23 protein-coding genes are annotated in these 23,223 nt (G+C 74.1%); 11 read left to right on the top strand and 12 right to left on the bottom strand.

Annotation, left to right across the window (positions count from 1 at the left end; genetic code table 11):
- Positions 1–8 precede the first annotated feature (8 nt).
- Positions 9–1,001, bottom strand: a complete 993-nt coding sequence (locus H0H10_RS29855) for an FAD binding domain-containing protein (RefSeq protein WP_188184257.1) — start codon at positions 999–1,001, stop codon at positions 9–11.
- Complete coding sequence (locus tag H0H10_RS29850; RefSeq protein ID WP_188184256.1) at positions 998–1,558, bottom strand: (2Fe-2S)-binding protein; 561 nt, start codon at positions 1,556–1,558, stop codon at positions 998–1,000. The genes H0H10_RS29855 and H0H10_RS29850 overlap by 4 nt, the downstream gene beginning before the upstream one ends.
- A 339-nt stretch (positions 1,559–1,897) precedes the next feature.
- Between H0H10_RS29850 and H0H10_RS29845 the strand changes: the two genes are divergently transcribed.
- The gene (locus tag H0H10_RS29845; protein WP_188184255.1) at positions 1,898–2,584 is read left to right on the top strand and encodes a maleylpyruvate isomerase N-terminal domain-containing protein; all 687 of its coding nucleotides are present in this window, start codon (positions 1,898–1,900) and stop codon (positions 2,582–2,584) included.
- On the opposite strand, the gene H0H10_RS29840 is transcribed toward H0H10_RS29845, so the two are convergent.
- The gene (locus H0H10_RS29840; RefSeq protein ID WP_188184254.1) at positions 2,577–3,740 is read right to left on the bottom strand and encodes a hypothetical protein; all 1,164 of its coding nucleotides are present in this window, start codon (positions 3,738–3,740) and stop codon (positions 2,577–2,579) included. The two genes, H0H10_RS29845 and H0H10_RS29840, sit on opposite strands and share 8 nt — an antisense overlap.
- 191 nt (positions 3,741–3,931) lie before the next feature.
- Here H0H10_RS29840 and H0H10_RS29835 point away from each other — a divergent pair, with 191 nt between their 5' ends.
- On the top strand, positions 3,932–4,726 hold the full coding sequence (locus H0H10_RS29835) for an SDR family NAD(P)-dependent oxidoreductase (RefSeq protein WP_188184253.1): 795 nt from the start codon (positions 3,932–3,934) through the stop codon (positions 4,724–4,726).
- A gap of 3 nt (positions 4,727–4,729) precedes the next feature.
- Here the strand turns inward: H0H10_RS29835 and H0H10_RS40275 are convergent, their stop codons facing one another.
- On the bottom strand, positions 4,730–5,062 hold the full coding sequence (locus H0H10_RS40275) for a hypothetical protein (protein WP_223180630.1): 333 nt from the start codon (positions 5,060–5,062) through the stop codon (positions 4,730–4,732).
- Between the two features lie 39 nt (positions 5,063–5,101).
- On the bottom strand, positions 5,102–6,163 hold the full coding sequence (locus H0H10_RS29825) for a YihY/virulence factor BrkB family protein (protein WP_188184252.1): 1,062 nt from the start codon (positions 6,161–6,163) through the stop codon (positions 5,102–5,104).
- Between the two features lie 232 nt (positions 6,164–6,395).
- Here H0H10_RS29825 and H0H10_RS29820 point away from each other — a divergent pair, with 232 nt between their 5' ends.
- From H0H10_RS29820 to H0H10_RS29805, 4 genes are all read left to right on the top strand, one after another.
- On the top strand, positions 6,396–6,794 hold the full coding sequence (locus H0H10_RS29820) for a hypothetical protein (RefSeq protein ID WP_188184251.1): 399 nt from the start codon (positions 6,396–6,398) through the stop codon (positions 6,792–6,794).
- Entirely contained in the window at positions 6,791–7,570 is a 780-nt protein-coding gene (locus H0H10_RS29815; protein WP_188184250.1) for a hypothetical protein, read from the top strand. The genes H0H10_RS29820 and H0H10_RS29815 overlap by 4 nt, the downstream gene beginning before the upstream one ends.
- A 38-nt stretch (positions 7,571–7,608) precedes the next feature.
- Positions 7,609–8,136: a roadblock/LC7 domain-containing protein gene (locus H0H10_RS29810; protein ID WP_188184249.1), complete on the top strand. Its 528-nt coding sequence runs from the start codon at positions 7,609–7,611 to the stop codon at positions 8,134–8,136.
- A gap of 63 nt (positions 8,137–8,199) precedes the next feature.
- A complete protein-coding gene (locus H0H10_RS29805) occupies positions 8,200–8,574 on the top strand; it encodes a roadblock/LC7 domain-containing protein (protein ID WP_188184248.1) in 375 nt (124 codons plus the stop codon).
- 76 nt (positions 8,575–8,650) lie between these two features.
- Here H0H10_RS29805 and H0H10_RS29800 read toward each other — a convergent pair whose 3' ends face one another.
- On the bottom strand, positions 8,651–10,015 hold the full coding sequence (locus H0H10_RS29800) for an FAD-dependent oxidoreductase (protein ID WP_188184247.1): 1,365 nt from the start codon (positions 10,013–10,015) through the stop codon (positions 8,651–8,653).
- 198 nt (positions 10,016–10,213) lie between these two features.
- On the opposite strand from H0H10_RS29800, the gene H0H10_RS29795 reads away from it, so the two are divergent.
- Complete coding sequence (locus H0H10_RS29795) at positions 10,214–11,725, top strand: MFS transporter (RefSeq protein ID WP_188184246.1); 1,512 nt, start codon at positions 10,214–10,216, stop codon at positions 11,723–11,725.
- Positions 11,726–11,758: 33 nt separating this feature from the next.
- Here the strand turns inward: H0H10_RS29795 and H0H10_RS29790 are convergent, their stop codons facing one another.
- Positions 11,759–11,905 (bottom strand): hypothetical protein, encoded by a 147-nt coding sequence (locus H0H10_RS29790; protein ID WP_188184245.1) that lies wholly within the window; start codon positions 11,903–11,905, stop codon positions 11,759–11,761.
- A gap of 150 nt (positions 11,906–12,055) precedes the next feature.
- Here H0H10_RS29790 and H0H10_RS29785 point away from each other — a divergent pair, with 150 nt between their 5' ends.
- Positions 12,056–12,229 carry a CsbD family protein gene (locus tag H0H10_RS29785; protein WP_188184244.1) on the top strand — a complete coding sequence of 58 codons (174 nt, stop codon included), beginning with the start codon at positions 12,056–12,058 and terminating at the stop codon, positions 12,227–12,229.
- Positions 12,230–12,368: 139 nt separating this feature from the next.
- On the opposite strand, the gene H0H10_RS29780 is transcribed toward H0H10_RS29785, so the two are convergent.
- A complete protein-coding gene (locus H0H10_RS29780; protein ID WP_188184243.1) occupies positions 12,369–15,122 on the bottom strand; it encodes a SpoIIE family protein phosphatase in 2,754 nt (917 codons plus the stop codon).
- A gap of 112 nt (positions 15,123–15,234) precedes the next feature.
- A complete protein-coding gene (locus H0H10_RS29775) occupies positions 15,235–17,796 on the bottom strand; it encodes a SpoIIE family protein phosphatase (RefSeq protein WP_188184242.1) in 2,562 nt (853 codons plus the stop codon).
- A gap of 353 nt (positions 17,797–18,149) precedes the next feature.
- On the opposite strand from H0H10_RS29775, the gene H0H10_RS29770 reads away from it, so the two are divergent.
- Both H0H10_RS29770 and H0H10_RS29765 read left to right on the top strand, forming a co-directional pair.
- Positions 18,150–19,484 carry a glycoside hydrolase family 10 protein gene (locus H0H10_RS29770; RefSeq protein WP_188184241.1) on the top strand — a complete coding sequence of 445 codons (1,335 nt, stop codon included), beginning with the start codon at positions 18,150–18,152 and terminating at the stop codon, positions 19,482–19,484.
- A gap of 347 nt (positions 19,485–19,831) precedes the next feature.
- Positions 19,832–20,182 carry an ATP-binding protein gene (locus H0H10_RS29765; RefSeq protein WP_223180629.1) on the top strand — a complete coding sequence of 117 codons (351 nt, stop codon included), beginning with the start codon at positions 19,832–19,834 and terminating at the stop codon, positions 20,180–20,182.
- Between the two features lie 31 nt (positions 20,183–20,213).
- On the opposite strand, the gene H0H10_RS29760 is transcribed toward H0H10_RS29765, so the two are convergent.
- Complete coding sequence (locus H0H10_RS29760; protein ID WP_188184239.1) at positions 20,214–20,579, bottom strand: STAS domain-containing protein; 366 nt, start codon at positions 20,577–20,579, stop codon at positions 20,214–20,216.
- Between the two features lie 171 nt (positions 20,580–20,750).
- Between H0H10_RS29760 and H0H10_RS29755 the strand changes: the two genes are divergently transcribed.
- On the top strand, positions 20,751–21,005 hold the full coding sequence (locus H0H10_RS29755; protein ID WP_309141927.1) for a hypothetical protein: 255 nt from the start codon (positions 20,751–20,753) through the stop codon (positions 21,003–21,005).
- A gap of 22 nt (positions 21,006–21,027) precedes the next feature.
- Here the strand turns inward: H0H10_RS29755 and H0H10_RS29750 are convergent, their stop codons facing one another.
- On the bottom strand, positions 21,028–22,608 hold the full coding sequence (locus H0H10_RS29750; protein ID WP_188184237.1) for a glycerol-3-phosphate dehydrogenase/oxidase: 1,581 nt from the start codon (positions 22,606–22,608) through the stop codon (positions 21,028–21,030).
- Positions 22,605–23,222: a TetR/AcrR family transcriptional regulator gene (locus H0H10_RS29745; RefSeq protein WP_188184236.1), complete on the bottom strand. Its 618-nt coding sequence runs from the start codon at positions 23,220–23,222 to the stop codon at positions 22,605–22,607. Before H0H10_RS29745 ends, H0H10_RS29750 begins: the two co-directional genes overlap by 4 nt.
- Position 23,223: the final 1 nt, after the last annotated feature.

Here is a 23,223-nt window from a genome sequence, read left to right as displayed (position 1 = left end):
CGGTTCCATCAGGTCACGGCCGGCGGCGCGAGCCGGCCCAGTACGTCCAGGGCGAGCCGGCGGGCCAGCGGAACCTTGTAGGCGTTGTCCTGCAGCGGCTCGGCGGCGGCCAGTTCCAGGTCGACGGCGTGCTCGAAGGCGGCCGTCGTGGGCGCCGCGCCCAGCAGCGCCTCCTCGGCCCGCCGCGCCCGCCAGGGCCGGTGCGCCAGCGCCCCGAAGGCGATCCCGACGCGGTCCACCACGCCGTCCGCCAGATGCAGCACGACGGCGACGGAGGCCAGGGCGAAGGCGTACGACGCCCGGTCCCGGGCCTTGCGGTACGCCGACGCCGGCCCGGCCGAGCCGGCCGGCAGGACCACGCCGGTGATCAGCTCGCCGGGGCGGATCTCGGTGTCCCGCTCCGGATGGTCGCCGGGCAGCCGGTGGAAGCCGGCGGCGGGCACGCTGCGGGCGCCCTCGGTGCCGTACAGCTCGACACTCGCGTCGAGGGCGGCCAGCGCCACCGCCATGTCGGACGGGTTGGTGGCGATGCACTGGTCGGAGTACCCGAGGACGGCATGGTCGCGGTGCACGCCCTGGAGCGCGCCGCACCCGGTGCCGGGCTCGCGCTTGTTGCACGGCTTGGACAGGTCCTGGAAGTACGGGCAGCGGGTGCGCTGGAGCAGGTTGCCGCCGGTGGTGGCGGCGTTGCGCAGCTGCCCGGAGGCGCCCGCGAGCACCGCCTGGGACAGCGCGGGGTAGCGGTCGCGGACCAGGGGATGGGCCGCGAGGTCGCTGTTGTGCACCATCGCCCCGATGCGCAGCGAACCGTCGGGCAGCTCCTCGACGCCGCCCAGCGGAAGCCGGTTGACGTCGACGAGGGCGGCGGGTGCCTCGACGCCGAGCTTCATCAGGTCGACGAGGTTGGTGCCGCCGCCGAGGTAGCGGGCGCCGGGATGGGCGGCGAAGGCGTCGGTGGCCTCCTCGACGGTGCCGGCCCGGACGTAGGCGAAGGGTTTCACGGGATCACGTCCTCCACGGCGTCGGCGATGCGCGGATAGGCACCGCACCGGCACAGGTTGCCGCTCAGCCGCTCCCGGATCTCGTCGCGGTCCAGCGGGACGGGCTCGCCGGAGGGCGCGGCCGCGTCCGTGACGTGCGAGGGATGCCCGGCCGCCGCCTCGGCCAGCGCGCCGACGGCGGAGCAGATCTGGCCCGGGGTGCAGTATCCGCACTGGAAGGTGTCGCGTTCCAGGAACGCCCGCTGCACCGGGTGCAGCTCCTCGCCGTCCCCGGCGAGGCCCTCGACGGTGGTCACGTCGCTGCCGTCCAGCGCGACGGCGAACAGCAGGCAGCTGTTGACGCGCCGGCCGTCCACCAGGACCGTACAGGCCCCGCACTGCCCGTGATCGCAGCCCTTCTTGGCGCCCGTGAGCCCTAGGTCCTCCCGCAGGAGGTCCAGCAGGACGCGCCGGTGGTCGACGACGAGGGTGTGCGGTTTGCCGTTGACCCGGAGCGTGGTCTCCGAGTGGTGGGTCTCCGGGGAGCGGGAGCCGGCGCTCGCGCGATCGCTGTCCATGGCGTCGATGACCTTCCGGGACGTGCCGAGCAGCTGTCCGGTCCGCGTATCCAGGTTCCGCGGGCTGACACGTCGGCAGCTCCCCGGCCGTCCGGTGATCTCCGCGAGGCCCGGCCCACGGGGTGTCCGCAACGCCGCCTCTGCCGCGCGACGTCCGGCATGCCGGGCTTGGCTCGCGTGGGCGGGGCCCCCACCGCCGCGCCGGGCGGCCGTCCGGGAACCAGTGAGCGGGCGTCCGGCCGGCGCTCCTCGGCCCGCGGCCGGCGAGGCCCCGGAGCACGCACCGGAACCGTGGGACCCGCCCGCCAGGCGGACGACGCGACACCTAGGGTGTCGGCCATGAGCACGGGAATCGACCACCTGACGGAACCGGCCCGCATCGTCCGCGACGCCTACGAGGCCCTGGCGGCGGTCGTCCGCCCGCTCGGGGACGAGGAGTCCTGGCGGCCGACCGGCTGCACCGGATGGGCGGTGCGCGATCTGCTCTTCCATCTGACCGGCGACGCCCAGCGCGCCCTGGTGGCCCTGCACACGCCCGCCACCGACCCGCCCGACCGCGACGCCGTGACGTACTGGCGGGACTGGGCGCCCGACCCCGTCGGCGCCGCGCACGGACGGCGCTGGAACCGCGTCGCCGCGAGCATGTTCCTGGACTTCCGTCAGCTGAAGGAGCTGTACCTGGAGACGGCCGCGGCCGCCGTGCGGGCCGCCGCGGCGACCGGGCCGGACCGGCCGGTGGCCACCCAGGGCCACGTCCTGACCGCGGGCGACCTGATGATCACCCTCGGCGTCGAGGCGGCCGTCCACCACCTCGACCTGACCGTCGCCCTGCCCGGCGCGCCGGGGCCGTCACCGGCCGGCCTGGCAGCGGTCCGCGCCACGCTCGACGGCCTGCTGGGCCGGCCCGTCCCCCTGGACTGGAGCGACGAGCACTACGCCCGCGCGGGCACGGGGCGCACGCCGCTGACCCGGGCCGAGCGGCGCGCCCTGGGCGCCGACGCCGACCGCTTCCCGCTGTTCAGCTGACCGGCCGGTCCTCGGACGCCGTCCGGTCGGTGTCCGCGGCCGGGCCGGCCGAGTCGTCGCCGGGCGCCGGGCGCGGGGTCTTCGCGGAGCCGCGGAACCGTTCCAGGGTGCGGGTGAGCTGGCGGAGCGGGGAGACGGGGTGCGGCACGGCCGGCCGGGGCGCCGGGGCGGCCCGTTCCGCGTCGCGGTAGGCGGCCAGTGCCTCGTTGGCCCGTTCGGCCGCCTCCCGGTACAGGTCCCGGGACTTCGTCATGGCCTCCAGCGCCTCGGCGTACATGGCCACCAGCTTGCGCTCCCGGGCCAGTTCCTCCTCCAGGGTCAGCAGCCGCCAGTCCTCCCGCAGCGCGGTCAGCGCCTCCTCGGCGCCGTCCGGCAGCGGCCGGGGCAGCTCGGCGAAGGCCGTCACCGCGGCGATCAGCTCGGTGGGCTCGGAGCCGTCCAGGAAGACGGTGCGTACGGAGAACCTCCCGGCGTCGTACTCCGACGGCGCCGGGCTGCCGGGCAGCACCACGGCCCCGCCCCGCGGCACCTGGACGCCGAGGTCGTCCAGCGCCCAGTTCACGACCCGCAGTTGGTGGGGCGCGGCGCGGTGCTCCACGACGCGGTGCCGCAGGCTCGCCGGCAGACGCCCGGCCAGCGGCACCCTGCCCCGGTGGTCGGTCGTCATCGCCTCGTGCACGACGACGTGGATGTTCCACGGGCTGTGCCCGGCGTCCTTGAGCAGCCGGCGGACCGCCTTGTCGTCGTCGGGCAGGGTGTTGATCCCGCGCAGCCGCAGGCCCGTGGCGGCGTCGCGGTCCCAGGTGACGTCCGGATCGTCGGGCCAGAACATGGCCGCCGGGGACGGCCAGGCCGGGTCCCAGACCTCCTCCGCCTCCGCCAGCAGGGTCCACTCCTGCCCGCCGGCCGTGGCGGGCGCCATGATCAGCCGGGCGCGCACGGTGACGGCACCGGCCGCCTTCCAGCGTGCTTCGAAGATCCGTGCGTCGTCGGTCCCGTCCTCCGGCGGTTCGAGGAAGTCGTCGATGGCCCGGCTTTCCTTGCGCTGCTGCAGGGTGTGCCGTACGACGTCCTCCGCCGCCGTACCGACGTGGCGGCCGCGAGCCGGCCACACCGTGGGCGGAGTCATGGTTCGGGCGGTGCGAGAGGTCGGCATGAGTCCATCTGGGAGCGGGGGCACGTGCGAAGGCCAGTATCGTCGCCGCAGGTCAAGGGAAGCCACTCGGGGTCCGCCGAGCGGGGGGCCGTGAACCGGCCACGGTGCGGCCGTCCGTGCCGCGGGCGGATCGTCGGCGAAGGTGGGCGGGACGACGGCGCAGGCCGTACGGCACGACAAGGAGCGACCTGATGAACCTGGACCTCGACGGGCGGACCGCACTCGTGACGGGCTCCTCCCAGGGCATCGGCGCGGCGATCGCCGCCGGGCTGGCCCGCGCCGGCGCCCGCGTGGGCGTCAACGGCCGTGACGCCGGCCGGCTGGAGCGGAGCGTCGAAGAACTGCGCACCGCGGTGCCGGAGGGCGACTTCGTGCCCGTGGCGGCCGACCTGGCGACCGAACAGGGCGCGGACCGGGCCGTCGGGACGCTGCCGGACGTCGACATCCTGGTGAACAACCTCGGCGTCTTCGGCGCCGTGCCCGCCCTGGAGATCAGCGACGACGAGTGGCGGCGCTACTTCGAGATCAACGTCCTCTCGGGCGTCCGGCTCACCCGCGCCCATCTCCCCCGGATGAGGGAACGGGGCTGGGGCCGGGTGATGTACATCGCCAGCGACTCGGCCGTCGTCATCCCGGCCGAGATGATCCACTACGGCATGTCCAAAACGGCACTGCTCGCGGTGAGCCGCGGCTTCGCCAAGGAGGCGGCGGGCAGCGGGGTCACGGTGAACTCCGTGATCGTCGGTCCCACCCGCACCGAGGGCGTCGAGGACTTCGTGTACCAGCTCGTCGACCGCGACCTGCCCTGGGACGAGGCGCAGCGGGTCTTCATGCGCGAACACCGCCCGCAGTCGCTGCTCCAGCGGCTGATCGAACCGGAGGAGATCGCGAACCTGGTGGTGTACCTCGCTTCCCCGCAGGCGTCGGCGACCACCGGCGCCGCGGTGCGCGTGGACGGCGGTTACGTCGACTCGATCCTGCCGTGAGCCCTATCTCCGGCCGGTCCTCCGGCCGCCCGAGCGGGTCTCACGGCCCCCGACGATGTCCGTCACTCCGGATTCGTCGGCGGTGTCCTCGCCCGCCCGGGGCGTGCTCCGGCCGCCGCCGGTGGTGCCGTAGCCGCCCGGTACCCCGGGGACGCTGTCCGCGTCGGCCTGCTCGCGGGTGATGTGCCGGGTGGCGCGCACATTGGCGTGCCGTTCCGGATACCGGTAGCTGAAGGGCCGGGTCCCGGCGCGCTCCTCCTCGGCCTTCGAGGCCCGGGCGGCCTGCGCGGTACGGGCCTCGTCCTTGGGTGGTTCGGGGGTCTTGCCGTCGGTCATGGGCCCCGCGTACCCCCGCGGCCCCGGGCCATGTGGGCGTCACCGTTCCGGTGACGCGCGCCGCCGGTCCGCCTCGTCCCAGGCCCGGGTGTCGCGGGGCTCGACGTACGGCTCGCGGTCGGCGGGGTGACCGCCGTCGATGACGCGCTGCCGGGCCAGCTCGGCGTCGAGCTCCAGGCCGAGGAGGATGGCGAGGTTGGTCACCCACAGCCAGACCAGGAAGACGATGACACCGGCCAGGGTGCCGTAGGTCTTGTTGTACGAGCCGAAGTTCGCCACGTAGAACGCGAAGCCGGCGGAGGCGACGAGCCAGATCAGCAGGGCGACGAAGCTGCCCGGCGTGACCCACCTGAAGCCCCGCACCCGGGCGTTCGGCGTGGCCCGGTAGAGAATCGCGATCATGACGGTGACCAGCAGGACGAGCACCGGCCACTTCGCGATCGACCACACCGTCAGCGCGGTGTCCCCGACGCCGAGCGCGGTGCCGGCCTGCTCGGCCAGGCTGCCGGTGAACACGACGATGAGCGCGCTGACCACGGCGAGCACGAGCAGTACCACGGTCAGGGCCACGCGCAGCGGCAGCACCTTCCACACGGGGCGTCCCTCGGGGACGTCGTAGACCGCGTTGGCCGCGCGGATGAACGCGGCCACGTAGCCGGAGGCCGACCAGACGGCGCCGACCAGGCCGACCACCGCCAGCACCGACCCCAGACCGGCCTGGCCCTGTAGCTGTGTCACCGCGTCGGAGATGACGTCCCGCACGGATCCGGGCGCGAGTCGCCGCAGGTTGTCCAGGACCTCCTCGGTGGCGGAGCGCCCGGCGACGCCGAGCAGGGAGACCAGCACCAGCAGGGCCGGGAACAGCGCCAGCACCCCGTAGTAGGTCAGCGCGGCGGCGCGGTCGGTGAGTTCGTCGTCCTTGAACTCGGACAGGACCCGCCGCAGCAGCGCGGACCAGGAGCGCCTGGGCAGATCGGTGGGCGAGTCGGGTGCGGCACGCTCGGTGGAGGCGTCCGGGCCGTAGTCCCTCGGCGCCGGGTCCTCGCCGTGGTCGTCACCGGTCGCGTGCTTCCCGAGGCGGGGGAGGTGAAGTCGGGCCATGCGGAACGGGTAGCCCGGCTCGCCATGTCCACGCCTCCACCGGCGTGTCGCTTCCCGCTCGCACGGGGCGGCGCGGCCGAAAGGCCCGATTGTGCCGTACCGGCCGCACGTTCCTCTGGAAAATGCCAAAGCCCTCACCGGATGCGTGCACCTTCCGTAGTCTCTGCGTCACGTTCGCGGTGCGGTCGTACGGCGGGGAGCGGTGCGGCCGTCCAGGGGGAGGGGATCCGGCGTGCCCGGAATCGACGAGAGTCTGCTGGAAGCCATGCGGCTGCCGGGCGCGCGGGGCGCGTCGCTGGTCGACTGGATCAGCGGGCTCGCCCTGGGCGCGGTGGGCGACGCACCGGGCGGTGACCTGGAGGCGACGGCCGCCGAGACCGCGGAACTCGCCCGTCACGTCGCGGAGAGCGGCTCCCTGGCACCGGCCGGTGGAACGGCCCCGCGGGACGACGAACCGCCCGTCGAGGACATGATCGTCACGACCGCCGACTCCTATCACCTGCTGAGGTTCGTCAGCACCCCGTTCGACAGCACCGTCTTCCTGCACCTGTGGCTGGACCGCAACGACGGAAACCTGGCCCTGGCCCGCATCCGCCTGGCCGAGATGGCCGACCGACTGGTGCTCGGATGACCGCAGGGACCCCGGCCTGGGCCACGCACGCGACGACGTCCGCCGCGCTCGGCGCGCTGGCGGCCGAAGGGGCGACCGGCGCCCTGTCCGGCGAGCGGGGCATCGTCTACCTCTCCGAGGGCCGTGTCGTGCACGCGGAGTCGGCCTTCGCCCCGGACCTCGCGACCCTGCTCACCCGCAGCGGAGCCGTCGCGCCGGACGGCTGGTGGGAGGCGGTCGACGAGGGCGGACGGCACCACCGGGTCGGGCGCGGGCTCGTCGACAGCGGCCGGGTCACCGCCGGTGCGCTGGAGGTCTGCCACCTCGGCGCCCTCTTCGACGCCGCCTACTTCGTCCTCGCCCACGACACGCGCCCCCGGCGCTTCAGGCCCGGTGCCGTGCACTGGCTCGGCACGGTGCGCTCCGTCCCCGTGGACGTCGTCGTCCGCGAGTCGAGACGGCGCCGCGCGCTGCTGGAACGCATCTGGCCCGACCCCGGCATCGACACCGCGCCGCTCGTGAGAGTGGCCGACGCCGGCTCCGGCGACCTGCCCCTCCGGCGCGGCCGGACCCTCGCGCTGGTCGACGGCGTCCGTACCGCCGCGGACATCGCCGCGGCACTGGCCTGCCGCACCTACCACACCCTCGTCGAACTGCGCCGCCTGGCCGCCGACGGACTCGTCACCGCCGCCCAGCCCGCCCCGGCGCGGGACCGGCCGGGCCCGGGCGCGGCCGTGTGGGACGACCCGGACACGGCCCTGCTGCGCCGGCTTCGAGACGCCCTGGAGGCCCTGTGATCCGCGCACGTCGCCGGCGTGCCGAAAGGAGACTGCTCATGGCCGTCGAGAGCGACGTCCTGGACGAACTGCACCGACTGCGCAACCGCGTACCCCACCTGACCGGGTCCCTCGCGGCCACGGTCGACGGGCTCGTCCTGGCCCATGACGCGCCGGGGACCGAACCCGAGGGGCTGGCCGCGCTCACCGCCGCCGCCCTCGGTGTCGCGCACCGCATGGCCGAGGCCACCGCGCGCGGAGGCTTCCGCGAGCTGCTGCTGCGCGGGGCCGACGGGTACGTCGCCACCTACGCGGCCGGTCCGGCCGCCGTGCTCACCCTGCTCGCGGACGGCCGCGTCAACGTGGGCCGGCTGCACCTGGAGGGCCGCCGCAGCGGCGCGCGCATCGGCGGCCTGGTGGCCGTACGGACCGGTCCCGGCCGTGAGCCGGCCCCGCCCGGCGAGCACCTGCCGACGCCCGCCCCGGACGCGGCCGGCCGTCCCATCGGCACCCTGCCGGTGCGCACACCGCAGCGGCCCGAGCACCAGCCCAGCCCCCAGGCCGGCGCCCATCGCCGGCCGGTCTGATCCACCGCTCACCCACCGAGCACCCACCGATCGCACGAAGATCACGTACGGAAGGAACCACGCATGACCAACCTGGAGACCTCGCTCAAGGAGTGCCTCAGCTCCATCGACGGAGCGACGGCCGCCGCACTGGTCGACTACACCAGCGGCATGGCCCTCGGCACGCTGGGCGGGAGCAAGGACTTCGACCTGGAGGTCGCCGCCGCCGGCAACACCGACGTCGTGCGGGCCAAACTGCGCACGATGGAACACCTCGGTCTGAAGGAAGAGATCGAGGACATCCTGATCACCCTGAACTCCCAGTACCACCTGATCCGCCTGCTCAAGGGGCGCGGCGGCAACGGGCTGTTCCTGTACCTCGTCCTCGACTCCGGCCGTGCCAACCTGGCGATGGCCCGGCACCAGTTGCGCCGGATCGAGAGCGAGCTAGAGGTCTGACCGCCGCGGGCCGGCCGACGGGCGTGGGCCCGGCGGGCCTTCCCGCCGGGCCCACGCCCGTGTGCGTCCGCGCCGCTCAGGCGCCGCTCTCGCGGAGCATGTCCTCGCGCTCGACGAGCTTCACGCGCTCACGGCCCTGCGGCTCGCCCAGCGCCTTCTCGGCGGCGTCGAGCCTGTACCAGCCCTCCCACGTGGTGAAGCGGACGTTCCGCTCGGCGAGGAAGGCGTCCACGGCCTCCGGACCGGGCGAGTCGGGCGTGTGCAGCCGGCCGTTCGCGAAGTCGTCCAGCAGGTTGGCCACCGTCTCGTTGGCGTCGCCCTTGGTGTGGCCGATCAGACCGACCGGGCCGCGCCGGATCCAGCCCGTGACGTACGTGGACTGCAGGTGCTCGCCGGACTCCTGGATCACGCGGCCGCCCTCGTCCGGGACCGTGCCCGACTCGAGGTCCCAGGGCAGCTTGGGGAGCTGGTCGGACAGGTAGCCGACGGCCCGGTAGACCGCCTGGACGTCCCAGTCCTTGAACTCGCCGGTGCCCTTGACGTTGCCGGTGCCGTCGAGCGCGGTGCGCTCGGTGCGCAGGCCGACGACCCTGCCGTCCTCGCCGAGGATCTCCGACGGCGACTCGAAGAAGTGCAGGAACAGCTTGTGCGGGCGGTCGCCGACGTCGCGGATCGCCCAGTTCTCCAGCGTCTTGGCGACCATGTCGGCCTGCTTGTTGCCGCGCCGGGTCGCGATCGAGCCGTCGTCGTAGTCGATGTCCTCGGGGTCGACGATCACCTCGATGTTCGGGGAGTGGTCCAGCTCCCTGAGCTCCATCGGGCTGAACTTCGCCTGCGCCGGGCCGCGGCGGCCGAAGACGTGGATCTCCAGCGCCTTGTTGGCCTTCAGGCCCTCGTAGACGTTCGGCGGGATCTCCGTCGGCAGCAGTTCGTCCGCCGTCTTGGCGAGGATGCGGGCCACGTCGAGGGCGACGTTGCCGACGCCGAGCACGGCGACCTTCTCCGCCTCCAGCGGCCAGGTGCGCGGCACGTCCGGGTGGCCGTCGTACCAGGAGACGAAGTCCGCGGCGCCGTAGGAGCCGTCCAGGTCGATCCCGGGTATCGGCAGCGCCCGGTCGGCCATGGCGCCCGTGGCGAAGATCACGCCGTCGTAGAACGAGCGCAGGTCGTCCAGGCTGATGTCGGTCGGGTAGTCCACATTGCCGAAGAGACGGATCTGCGGCTTGTCGAGCACCTGGTGCAGGGCGGTGATGATGCCCTTGATCCGCGGGTGGTCGGGGGCGACGCCGTAACGGATCAGTCCGAACGGGGCGGGCATGCGCTCGAAGATGTCGATGGACACGCCGGGATCGGCGGCCACCTCGGACTTGAGCAGGGCGTCGGCGGCGTAGATTCCGGCCGGGCCGGATCCGACGATGGCTACCCGCAGAGGGCGGGGCATGTTCAGGTTCCCTTCGAGCGGTGACAGATCGACTCGACGGGAAGCCTAAGCTGAGGCAACCCTAAGTCGGTACGCGGGTCCCGTCTATGAGGCCATAAGGCCGGCTTATGGGATCTCATGGTGCGGGTTTGAAGTCCCGGCCGCGGGTGACGCAGGCGTGAGTGCGGACCGATCGCACCGAGCGCGGAGGGAGCCCGAGTGGACCGCGGTACGTGGACGGGCGGACGCAGTCGCGGCGACGGGCCGGCGAAGGACCGGCCCGACCCCAACCGGTGGCGGGCCCTGTGGGTGACCCTGGTCGCCGGATTCATGATCCTGCTCGACGTGACGATCGTCGCGGTGGCGCTGCCGTCCATGCAGCGGGACCTGGACGCCTCGCCCGCGGCCGTGCAGTGGGTCGTCTCCGGGTACGCCCTGGCGTTCGCCCTGACCCTGGTGACGGCCGGACGGATCGGCGACGCCTTCGGCAGACGCCGTGTCTTCCTCCTCGCCCTGACCGCCTTCGTGGTGTGCAGCGCCGCCGCCGGCGCCGCGCCCACCGTCGCGCTGCTCGTCGTGGCCCGGCTGGCCCAGGGGGTCGCCGCGGGCAGCCTGGCCCCGCAGAACTCGGCCCTCATCCAGCAGCTGTTCCGCGGTGCGGAACGCGGGCGGGCCTTCGGACTCTTCGGTGCCACCGTGGGCGTCTCCAGCGCCGTCGGCCCGGTCGTCGGCGGACTGATCCTGGCCCTGGCCGACGGCCCCCAGGGCTGGCGGTGGATCTTCTACGTCAACGTGCCGGTCGGGATCGTCGCCCTGCTGCTCGGCAGCCGGCTGCTGCCCCGCGTGGCTCCCGGCGGCCGGGGACGCCTGGACCCCCTGGGCGTCGTGCTCCTCGGCTCCGCGATCCTGGCCGTGATGCTGCCGCTGGTACTCGCCGAGGCCGACGGGGTGCGCCGTCTGTGGTGGCTGTTCCCGATGGGCCTGCTGCTGCTCGCGGGATTCGCCGCGTGGGAGCGCCGGGTCGCCGGCCGTGCCGGGGAGCCGCTGCTGGATCCCAGGCTGCTCACCAGCACCCGCGGCTACGCCACCGGCGCGAGTCTGGCGGCCCTGTACTTCGTCGGATTCAGCGGGGTGTGGCTCGTCTTCGCGCTGTTCTTCCAGAACGGGCTGGGCTACTCGCCCCTGCGGTCCGGACTGGCGGTGACCCCGTTCGCCGTCGGCTCCGCCACCGCCGCCGCCGTCGCGGGCCGGCTGGTGGACCGGCTGGGACGGCTGCTGACCGTCTGCGGGCTCGTGGCCGTCATGGCCGGACTGGGGACGACGGCACTGGTGCTGTGGCTGGCCCCCGAGGACATGGCCGCCTGGCTCGCGGCCCCGGCGCTGCTCGTAGGCGGTCTGGGCAGCGGCTGTGTCATCTCCCCGAACGTCACGATGACCCTGCGGGAGGTCCCGGTGCGCATGGCGGGCGCCGCCGGGGGCGCGCTGCAGACGGGGCAACGGGTGGGCGGCGCCGTGGGCACCGCCGTGCTGCCGGGGCTGTTCTACCTGGTGCTGAACGCCACCCACGACGACTACCGGGGCGCCGTGGCCCTGTCGGTCGGCTCCGGCGTCGCGGTCATGCTGTGCGCGCTGGCCGTGGCCGTCGTCGACTGGCGGCGGGACCGCTCCGACGGGCGCGGACACTGCCCGCCGGAGGCGTCCCACAGCCACACCCACGCCAGCCAGGGCTGAGACGCTCCCGCGAGCCGGCCCGGTGCCACGCGCTCAGCGGCGCTTGCCGAACTTCCGCAGCATCTCCTGCGCCTGCGCACGGCGGCGTGGGTCAGCGGCGGCGCGGCGCACCTGTTCCGCCGCGCGGCGGCCCTGCGGGCTGCGCGCGAACTGCTTGATCCGGTCCATGAGTCCGGCCATGGGGTCCTCCCGGTCGACGGCGGGTCTGCTTCGTGCAGTCCTCCTACCCGGCGGTCCCGCGATCACCCCGGCCGGCCGGGTTTGACCTCGTCGTACGGGGCGACCCGCACGACAGGAGCAGGTCGAACGAACGCCGCGAGGTGAGCAGCTGTGGCCCGCAACCAGAAGTCCAAGGGCAAGATGGAACAGGCGAAGGGCAAGGCCAAGGAGACGATCGGCCGCGCCGTCGGCAACGAGCGGATGACGGCGGAGGGCCGCGCCGAGCAGTCCAAGGGCGACGCCCGTCAGGCCAAGGAGAAGGCCAAGGACACGTTCCGGCACTGACGCCGGACCGGACGAAGCACGACAGGGGCCGCGGAGCCCGGCGTACGGCCGGCTCCGCGGCCCGCGTGCTGCCCGGACGCCGGTCGGGCCGGCCGGTGCGGTGGTCGTCCCTGGCCGGTGCCGGACACGCCCCCGCACGTCAGGGCACCGGCTGCTCCGCCCAGATCACCTTGCCCGCCGACGTATAGCGGGTGCCCCAGCGCTCGGCCACCTGGGCGACGAGGAACAGGCCCCGCCCGCCCTCGTCCGTCATGCCCGCGTAGCGCAGGTGGGGTGAGGTGCTGCTGCTGTCGAACACCTCGCAGATCAGGCTGCGGTTGTGCAGCACGCGCACACGAATGGGCTCCTCGCCGTACCGGATGGCGTTCGTCACCAGCTCGCTGAGGATCAGCTCCGTCGTGAACGCCAGGTCGTCCAGCCCCCACTGAGCCAGCCGCCGGGTGACCTCGGAGCGCACCTGGCCGACCGCCGCCGGGTCGGAGGGCACCTGCCACTCGGCGACCCGGTCCGGGCCGAGGGCGCGGGTGCGGGCGACGAGCAGGGCGACGTCGTCGCGGGGCCGGTCCGGGAGCCGGACGTCGAGCACGGCCCGGCAGGTCTCCTCGGGCGACTCCCCGGCCGTCTCCAAGGCCCCGCGCAGCTGCTCCAGCCCGACGTCGATGTCGTGCTCCCGGTCCTCGACCAGCCCGTCCGTGTACAGCACGAGCCGGCTGCCCTCGGGCAGTTCCAGCTGGGTCGCCTCGAACGGGAGACCGCCGACCCCGAGCGGCGGGCCGGCGGGCACGTCCAGGAACTCCACGCTGCCGTCGGGCCGGACCAGGGCCGGCGGCGGATGGCCGGCCCGGGCGATCACGCAGGCACGGGAGACCGGATCGTAGATCGCGTACAGACAGGTCGCACCGGTGACCGGCGCGCTGCCGGCCTCGGCCGTCTCGTCCTGGTCGATGCGGCCGACCAGTTCGTCCAGCAGCGTGACCAGCTCGTCGGGCGGCAGGTCCAGGGTGGCGAAGTTGTGCACCGCCGTCCGCAGCCGCCCCATGGTGGCCGCGGCGTGCAGCCCGTGGCCGACGACATCGCCCACGACGAGGGCGACCCGCGCCCCGGACAGCGGCAGAACGTCGAACCAGTCCCCGCCCACGCCCGCCTGCGCGGGCAGGTACCGGTAGGCGATGTCCAGGGCGTCCTGGTCGGGCAGCGTGCGCGGCAGCAGGCTGCGCTGCAGCGTCACCGCCATGCTGTGCTCGCGCGTGTACCGGCGCGCGTTGTCGATGGAGACCGCCGCCCGGGCGACCAGCTCCTCGGCGAGGGTCAGGTCGTCCGCGTCGAACGGCTCGGGCTTCTCCGCGCGCCAGAAACTGACCACCCCGAGCACCAGGGAGCCCGCCCGCAGGGGCACGGTGATCAGCGAGCGGATGCCGTGCTCCAGGACGTGCGCGGACCGTTCGAAATCCTGTGCCCGCCAGCCGCTCTCCCGGTCCAGGCGCGGTTCCAGGACGGGCCGGCCGGTGCGCAGGGTGTGGCCCTGCGGGGAGGAGGCCACGAAACGGATCTGCCGGCCCACCGGGTAGAGGGGCATGTCCCTGCGGATGCCGCTGAGCGCGGTGCGCAGCACCGGGGTCGCCGGCTCCGGCTCGCCGCCGCCGAGGACCGCGTCGTACAGGTCCACGGTGGCGTAGTCGGCGAACCGGGGGACGGCCTGCTCCGCCAGTTCCTCGGCGGTACGGGTGACATCCAGACTGGTGCCGATGCCCACACCGGCCTCGTAGAGCATGTTCAGGCGTTCCCGGGCGGTCTCGGCCCGGCCGGACAGGGCCCGCAGCTCCGTGGAGTCGCGCAGCGTGGCGACACTGCCGGGCGGACCGCCCTCGATGTCCGTGGGCCGCTGGTTGACCGCCAGCAGCCGGTCCCGGACCAGGTGCACCTCGTCGGTGGCGACCCGCCCCGAGTCCAGCAGCGCCGCCGTGTCCGGGTCGAGGCCCAGCTCCAGGACGTGCCGCCCCTCGGCATCGGCGGGCAGGTCCAGCAGGCGATGCGCCTCGTCGTTGGCGAGCAGCAGCGTGCCCTCCCCGTCGACGATGAGCACGCCCTCCCGGACCGCGTGCAGGACCGCGTCGTGGTGTTCGTACATCCGGGTCATCTCGTGCGGCCCCAGACCGTGCGTCTGGCGCAGCAGCCGCCGGCTGACGAGGGCGGTGCCCGCCGTCGCGAGGGCGAGGGCGATGCCCGCGGCGATCAGCAGCAGCGGCAGCTGCCGGTCGGCCGCGCCTCCCACGTTCTCCGTGGTGATGCCGGCCGAGACCAGGCCCACCACCTCTCCGCCGGGCCCCGTGACCGGCACGATCGCCTGGACCAGCGGACCGATCGTGCCGGTGATCTCCTCGGTCACCGTCTGCCCGGCCAGCGCGGGGCCGATGTCCCCGACGAACTTCCTGCCTATGCGGTCGGGCTCGGGATGGGTGTAGCGGATGCCGTCGGTGTTCATGACGACGATGAAGTCCACTCCCGTCGCCTCGCGCGCCGCCTCGGCGCGCGGCTGGAGCACCGCCGAGGGGTCCGGACCGCGCAGTGCCTGGACCATGCCGGGGGAGTCGGCGAACGTGGCGGCCACGGCGACCGAACGGTTGCGGGCCTCGGTTTCGCTGTCGTGCCGCACCTGGAGCACCAGCGCGACCACCGCCGCCACCACGAGCAGCAGCACGATCACCACGTTCAGTACGAAGACCTGCCCGGCGACGCTGCGCCCGGTCAGCGCCGACCGCAGACCCGCCACCGGGCCCCGCGGTCCCGTGGTCTCTCCCCGCCGGGACCGGTCCGTCTCCCGCCGCCGCCGAGCGTACGGACCGCTGGGGCGACGGGTTGACCGCTCTCCCGATCGACCCATTAGTCGGACCATGTGCCCATGTCTACACTGCCGGGCCGTGGGAGGCGAGGGGCGTCCCCCCGGGTGCCGGAGCCGTTCCCCGGACCCGGCGACGCCGGGGCGGCGTGCGCCGCGCCCCGGTGCCTCACCGCGGACTCCCGGCGCCGGGGCGGCGGAAGGCCAGCAGCAGGGTGGTGTCGTCGGGGCGGTCGGCAGCCTGGCGCGCCGGCACGGTGAGCCGGTCGGCGATGGCCGCCAACGAGCGGCCGCCGGGCTCCGCCGAGGGCGCGCCGGACTCGGCCAGGGCCGCCCGCAGGGCGGTGATGCCGTCGTCGATGTCGGTGCCGGGCCGCTCCACCAGCCCGTCGGTGTACAGGGCGAGGACGGCACCGGGGTCGAGCCGGAACTCCGTCAGCGGGTACTGCGCCTGCGGGTCCACCCCGAGGACGACCCCGCCGGGCACGTCCAGCAGGCGGGTGCGTCCGTCCGGGTGTCGCAGGAGCGGCGGCGGGTGCCCGGCCCGGGCCGCGCAGGCCCGTCCGGTGGCCGGGTCGAGCCGGATGTAGCAGCAGCTCGCGAACTGACCCGGGTCCAGGTCTATCAGGAGGTGGTTGGTCCCGCTCATCACCTCGTCCGGCGGACGGTCGCCGAGCGCGAAGGCCCGCACCGCGCTGCGCAGTTGCCCCATGGTCGCCGCCGCCTGCACGCCGTGCCCCTGCACATCGCCGATGACCAGGGCCATGCCGTTGCCCGTCGTGACCACGTCGTACCAGTCCCCGCCCACCTCCATGCCCTCGGTGCCGGGCAGATAGCGCCCGGCGGTCTCCACCAGCGGGTGCGCCGTCAGGCGCCGGGGCAGCAGTGCCCGCTGCAGTCCGCGGGCGAGCGCCGTCTCGGTCTCGTAGCGCCGCGCCTTCTCCATGGCGTGCGCGATCAGCCCGGCCAGGGCGGTGAGCACCGTACGCTCCTCGGTGCTGAAGCTGCGGGAGCGGTCGAAGCCGAGGATGCAGGAGCCGACCGGACGCCCGGAGGCGATCAGCGGCAGGAAGGCGCGGGCGCCGACCGTCGCGTCCAGCGGAATGCCCGGGTAGGCGGCGGCCAGCGCCTGCATGGAGTCGAAGAAGAGCGGACGGCCGCTGGTGAGCGTCTCCACGCCGGGCAGCCGGGCATCCAGCGCGACCCCCTGGAACGGGGCGAGGAAGCCCGGCGGGAAACCCGTCTCCCACGCCAGGTACAGATGCCGGTCGTGCAGCAGGTAGATGGCGAGCCGGCGGCCGCCGAACGCCGGGAGCAGCTCCCGGACCACCACGGCCGACACCTGACGGGCCGTGACCGCCTCGGTCAGGGCCACGGCCAGGACGATGGGACGGTACAGGGGAGAGGCCGAGGCGGCGCCCGGTGCGGAGCCGCCGGCCGCGGGCGCCTGCGCGGACGCCGCCGCGGACGCGCCGTGCTCGGGCGTGAGGCCGGCCGAGGCGTCGGCCACCCGGTTGGCCGGACGCAGGGTGCCGGTCAGGATGTCGGGCCCGGGGTGGACGGACAGGGCGAGCCAGTCGCCCTCGTAGGGCTGCGGTTGCGTCCTGCGGCTGTCGTCGGGCGGGCGGCGGATGTGGAAGTGCACCGGCTCGGGCGAGAGCAGTGCGCCCCGCAGATGGTCCTCGTACGCGGGCTGGTCCAGCCAGGGCACCGCGTCCCACAGGGAGTGGCCGAGGAGCTTCGCCCGCGGCCGGCCCAGCAGTTGGGCGGCGCGCGGATTGGCGTAGACGACGACGCCCAGCCGGTCCATGCAGAACACGCCGTCCGGCAGCAGGTCGGCGGCCGCGTCGGCCACGGCCGCGGCGGCCGGATCGCGGACCACGCCGCGCACCGGGCCGGCGCCGGTCGGTGCGGCATGCGGCTTCCACAGTTCGAGCAGGCGCAGCCCGCCGTCGGGGGCCCGCACGTGCAGGGGCAGCGGCGGCGGGCTGCCGGCCGCGGTCTGACGCACCGCGGCCGCGATGCGGTGGCGGTCCTCGGGGGCCAGGGCGGCAGTGAGCGCGTCGAGGGTGGTCGGGCGCCGCTCGCCGCCGCCGTGCGCGCCGAGCAGGGCGCACAGCGGCTCGTCGGCGGTCACGGTGCCCGTCGCCGGGTCACAGGCGAAGCTCCCGGCGCGCTGGGCCGGCCGGCGGGAGGCCGGTGGCCGCACGCACAGGGGCTCGCCCTCCCAGGCGACGGGGGACCCGCTGTCGTCCTCCCAGCGTTCCAGGGCCGCACCCAGTCCCCGGGCCAGCCGTTCCATCGCGTCCAGGCCGTCCAGCAGCTCGGCGACGTCCGGGACCGCGGGGCGCATGACGGACAGCACGCCGTAGGGCCGCGGCGCGCCGGCGACGGGCACGTGCAGGGAACCGAACGGGAAGGGCAGGCCGGCCGCGAACTGGGGGTAGCGGCGCATCGTCTCGGTGGCGTTGGGCAGCACCACCCGGACGCCCAGCCGGTAGGCGTCGGCGACGGGGAACGGGCGGTCGGCGTGCATCCGCCACCAGGGACGGAACAGCGGCCCGGGCAGTCCCGCGAGCACGGACAGCCGCAGCACTCCGGGCGTACGGGACCGCAGGTACACCCCGCCCGCGTGGCCACCGGTCGCGCTGATCGCCTCGGTCGAGGCGTCGATCAGCAGTGCCGCCAGCCGCTCGGGCGTCCGGCCTGCGTCCTCGGCGCCTGCAGTCATCGGCCCCACCTCGTCCGTGTGCCGTCACGCGGGCGACACAGCAAGAATGCGCCCCCGCATCCTCATGTGCACGCGATCCGGGCGCATGGGTGGCGATGGGTGCTCGAAAGTTTCGGAGTCATTTCGGCACCTTGGCTCGCTCCGTACAGCCGGAGCCGGCCGAGCGGAATGGCTGAATACGGAGGCTGGGGGGAGCGTGTCCCGCCTCCGGGAGAAAAGAAGCGGTGGAGGGCGTTGACCTCGCCGACACAACTCCGTAACCTCCTCCGCGATATTCGGAAATCACTCCGAAACTTTCGGTCCACCCGCATTTCCGCACCACCTCTCATCGGCACCGCAAGAGAAGGGATGACATGTCTCTGACACATCTGGCGAGAGCCACCGGAGCCGGGCTCCTCGCGGTGACGGCGCTGACGGCCGCGGCCCACTCCGCCCAGGCCGCCGACACGCTCGGGTCGGCGGCGACCGCCAAGGGCCGCTACTTCGGCACCGCCGTCGCCGCCGGCCACCTCGGCGAGTCCGCCTACGCCACCACCCTGAACCGCGAGTTCACCTCGGCGACGCCCGAGAACGAGATGAAGTGGGACGCCACCGAGCCCAACCGCAACACCTTCACCTTCGGCGCCGCCGACCAGGTCGTGAACCACGCACTCGGCCAGGGCATGACGGTCCGCGGCCACACCCTCGTCTGGCACTCCCAGCTGCCCTCCTGGGTGGGCGGCCTCGGCACCGCCGACCTGCGGACGGCGATGAACAACCACATCACCCGGGTCATGCAGCACTACAAGGGCAAGATCCACAGCTGGGACGTGGTCAACGAGGCGTTCCAGGACGGCGGCAGCGGCGCCCGCCGCAGCTCCCCGTTCCAGGACAAGCTGGGCAACGGCTTCATCGAGGAGGCGTTCCGCACCGCCCGCGCCGCCGACCCGGCCGCCAAGCTCTGCTACAACGACTACAACACCGACGGCGTCAACGCGAAGAGCAATGCCGTCTACGCCATGGTCAAGGACTTCAAGTCCCGCGGCGTGCCCATCGACTGCGTCGGCTTCCAGTCCCACTTCAACAGCGCCTCCCCGGTCCCCTCCGACTACCAGGCCAACCTGCAGCGCTTCGCCGACCTCGGCGTCGACGTGCAGATCACGGAACTCGACATCGAGGGCTCCGGCACCTCCCAGGCCAACAGCTACGCGAACGTGGTCAGGGCCTGCCTCGCGGTGAGCCGCTGCACCGGCATCACCGTGTGGGGCGTCACCGACAAGTACTCGTGGCGCAGCAGCGGCACCCCGCTCCTGTTCGACTCCAACTACAACAAGAAGCCCGCCTACGACGCCGTCCTGTCCGCCCTCGGCGGCTCCGGCTCGGGCGGTGGCGGTGGCGGCGGTGCGACCTGCACGGCCACGTACAGCAAGGCCGAGGAGTGGGGCGACGGCTACAACGGCAGGGTCACCATCACCGCGGGCGGTTCCGCGATCAGCAACTGGACGACGACCGTCACCCTGACCCCGCCGCAGAAGATCTCCGCCACCTGGAACGGCAGTCCCACGTGGGACAGCAGCGGCAACGTCATGACGATGCGGCCGAACGGCAACGGCAGCCTGGCCGCCGGGGCGTCGACCAGCTTCGGGTTCACGGTCATGAAGAACGGCAGCAACGCCGTGCCCGTCGTGGGCGCCTGCACCGCCTCCTGAACCGGCCGGCGCGCCGGGTCCGGATCACCCCGCCGGGGCCCGGACCCGGCGCGCCCCGGTCCGTCGGTTCCGGCCGCGGACCGGGCGACGTCGTCTCCGTCGCACCGCGGTTCCCGTCGTACTGCGGTTCGAGGCGTGTCCCGAACAGGGTGTGTCCGGCGCAAGCCGGGGCGAGCAGGCCGTGGTGTGACCGTCCCGATGCGTATCGTGAAGGGCCGTGGGCCCTGCGCCGCCACTCCCGGGCCCCGGACCGGACGGTGAGGCTCTGGATGACTCCCGCGCACACACCCGATGCCTCGGACCCCTCTGCCGTGGCCGCGGTGGTGGACTTCAGAGGGGGATCGGCGATGATCCCCGCCGCCCGGGACGCCGTGCAGCGGTTCGTCGCACGGCTCGGTGAGGCGGGCGTGGACATGGCCGACGGTTTCCTGGACGCCGCCCGGCTGGTCGCGAGCGAACTGGTGACCAACGCGCTGCGCCACGCGCCCGGCCCCTGCAGGCTGGGGCTGACGCTGGTGGGTGACAGTGTCGAGATCGCCGTGTCGGACACGGGGGAGGGCTTTCCGACGTTCCTGCCGCGCGACCCGCTGCGGGTCGGCCGGCACGGTCTGGAGGTGGTGACGCGCCTGTGCGAGGAGATCATCACCAGGCCCCACGCCGCGGGGAAGACCGTCTACGCCCGGCTGCCGCTGCGGTGACCGGGGGCGGGACGCGCCGTGCCGCCCGGCCTCAGGCGGTCAGGGCCTCCTCGACGGTGGGGTGACAGACGATGAGCGTGTCGACGCCCACCAGTTGCAGAACGCGCAGGACGCCCTGCCGCGGTGCGGCCAGGCGGAACCAGACGCCCCGGGACTCGGCCGCCCGGTGGGCGGCGATGAGCACGTTGATGCCGCTGGAGTCCAGGAAGTGCACCTCGCTGAAGTCGACCACCGTGCCCGGCGCCGTCTGCACACAGGACAGCAGCACGTCGAGGAGCTGACCGCTGCCGTCGAGATCGACCTCTCCGGTGACGGTGACGAGGCTGACGCCGCCGTCCGCGGTGGTACGCGTGATCAGCAGCCGCTCGGGCACCGCCGCTCCCTCGATGTCCGCCACGCTTCCCCCGCCTCCCGGACATGCCCGGCATGCCCCGCCGTCGCCGGTGGCTCATGCTAAGGCCCCTCGGCCCCCGTGCGGGCCGCTTGTGCCGCCGGCGGCGGCTCGACGAGCGCGATGACGGTCCTCTGACTAGGGTCTTCATGTGTGGCTCACACATTCGAAGAGCTCGTGCAGAAGCGTCGCGCGGCCGACCAGGCACACCACCGGGTCGAACAGCTGCGTGACTCGTACGGGCCTCCCACCCAGCAGCAGTGGACCCGGCGGCAGTCGACCACCTACGAGACCGCCGTACGGGCATGGCGCGACCTCGACCGGGACGCGCAGGCCGCGATGACGGAGTACGTCAAGGAGGGGGGTCAGTCCCTCCACAAGATCGAGGCCAAGGTACGCAAGGCCGTTCAGGACGGGGATCAGGGGATGTGACCGCGCGGACGCCGTTCCCGCGTCAGTCCCGCAGGGCCGCGGCCTCGCCGACGAGGTCGCGTACGACGGCGAGGGCCGCGGCCCTGTCCTCGGGGACCAGTCCGATGCGGGTGCGGCGGTCGAGCAGGTCGGCCGCGTCGAGGGCTCCCTCGTGGCGCAGCGCCCACAGCAGCTCGGCGCCCGTGGTCGGATGGCCCGGCAGGACGCGTTCGCCGAGCCGGGGGTCGGCCGAGGCGAGTGCGTGGACGGCCGGCGCCTCGGTGCCGTAGCGCCGCACCAGGCGGCGTGGCGCGCGCAGCGCGGCGAGGACGCCGGGCGAGGCGGCGCCGACCAGCGGCAGCGTGGCGGTGGGGGAGGGGCCGACGGCCGGCCGGCGGGCGGCGACGGCGGCGTCCACGGCGTCCTCGGCCATGCGGCGGTAGGTGGTGAGCTTGCCCCCGACGACGGTGACCACCCCGTCCGGCGAGGTGAGCACGGCGTGCCGGCGGGAGATGTCCGCCGTCCGCGGCGCTGTCCCCGGCCGGCCCTCGGGCGTCGTGTCCAGCAGGGGGCGCAGCCCCGCGAAGGCTCCCACCACGGCATCGCGCGGGACGGGGACGTCCAGCACCGAGCCGAGCACGTCGAGCAGGAAGCCGATGTCCGTCTCGGGAGCCTCGGGGACGTCCGGGATCTCCCCCTCCACGGGCTCGTCGGTGAGCCCGACGTAGACCCGGCCGTCGTCCTGGGGCAGGACGAGGACGAAGCGGTTGGTCTCCCCGGGGATCGGCACGTGCAGGCCCGCCGGGAGCGGTCCGAGGTCGTCGGAGCGCAGGACGAGGTGGGTGCCGCGGGAGGGCCGGACCCGGATGCCGTCCACGAGGTCGCCGGCCCACACGCCGGAGGCGTTGATCACGGCTCGGGCGCGGATCTCGCCCTCCTCGCCGGTGAGTTCGTCCCGTATCCGGGCGCCGGACGCGGTCAGCTCCAGTGCCCTGATCCGGGTCAGCACCCGGGCGCCGTGCGCGGCGGCGGTCCGGGCGAGGGCCGTCACCAGCCGGGCGTCGTCGGTGAGCCGGCCGTCCCAGGACAGCAGTCCGCCGCGCAGCCCGCCGGAGCGCAGCGCCGGGGCGAGGTGGCGGGTCTCCAGAGCGGACAGCCGGCGCGGCGCGGGCAGCGTGTCCCGGGCGGTGCGCGCCGCCAGCCGCAGCGTGTCCCCGGCCCGGAAGCCGGCCCACGCCAGGGCGGCCTGGCCACGGGAGACCAGGGGGGTCAGCGGCAGCACGAACGGCTGGGCGTGCACCAGGTGGGGCGCGGTGCGCTCCATCAGCACACCGCGCTCCACCGCGCTCTCGTGGGCGACGTCGAGCTGGGCGGAGGCGAGGTAGCGCAGCCCGCCGTGGATGAGTTTGGAACTCCAGCGGGAGGTGCCGAAGGCCAGGTCGTGGGCGTCCACGGCGACGACGTCCAGGCCCCGGGCCGCGGCGTCCAGGGCCGCTCCGGCACCGGTCGCGCCGAGACCGACGACGAGGACGTCCGCCACGCGGCCGCCGGCGGCGTCGGCGAGCTCGCGTGCGCGCCGGGCCGCGGACAGGGAGGCCCCGGCGGGGCTGCTGGTCGGGCTCATGGGGTGAGGGTCCTCTCCAGGATGGTCCGCAGCTCCGCGAGGAAGGCCGCGGCGGTCAGGTCGGCGTCGTCCTCGTCGGTCATGGTGCGCAGGGACAGGGCGAAGGACTGGACGACCAGCAGCACGGACCGCGCCTGCCGTCCGGGGTGCGCCGCGCGCACCGATCCGTCGGCGTGCCCTTCGCGCAGCGCGGCGGCCAGCAGCTCCAGCAGCGCCTCCTGGCTCGCCCCGCGCCGGTCGAGCACATAGGGCAGCAGCAGCTCCGGGTCGACGTCGACGATCTTGCGGAAGAGCGGATGGGCGCGGAACGCCGCCACTCCGGCCACGAGCCCCTCGACGATGCGCGGGCGGGTGCCCGTGCCCGGCCGGGGCTCGGGCATGTTCCCGGTGGCCACGGCGATCCACTCCCGCGTCATCAGGTCGCCGACCAGGGACCGCACATCGGGCCAGCGCCGGTACAGCGTCATCCGGGAGACGCCCGCGCGGCGGGCCACGTCGGTCATGGTCGTCCGGCGGACGCCGACGGCCAGGACGCAGTCGCGCACGGCGTCGAGGACGGCGTCGTTGTCCGGCGGGTTCGGGCGGGCCGAGTCCTTGTGACGGTTAGGCGTCATG

It is taken from the genome of Streptomyces griseicoloratus (genome assembly GCF_014534645.1).
In the GTDB taxonomy this organism is placed as follows: Bacteria; Actinomycetota; Actinomycetes; order Streptomycetales; family Streptomycetaceae; genus Streptomyces; species Streptomyces griseicoloratus.
Note: the sequence above shows the minus strand (reverse complement) of the source record. Positions and strands in the feature narration are given on the sequence as shown.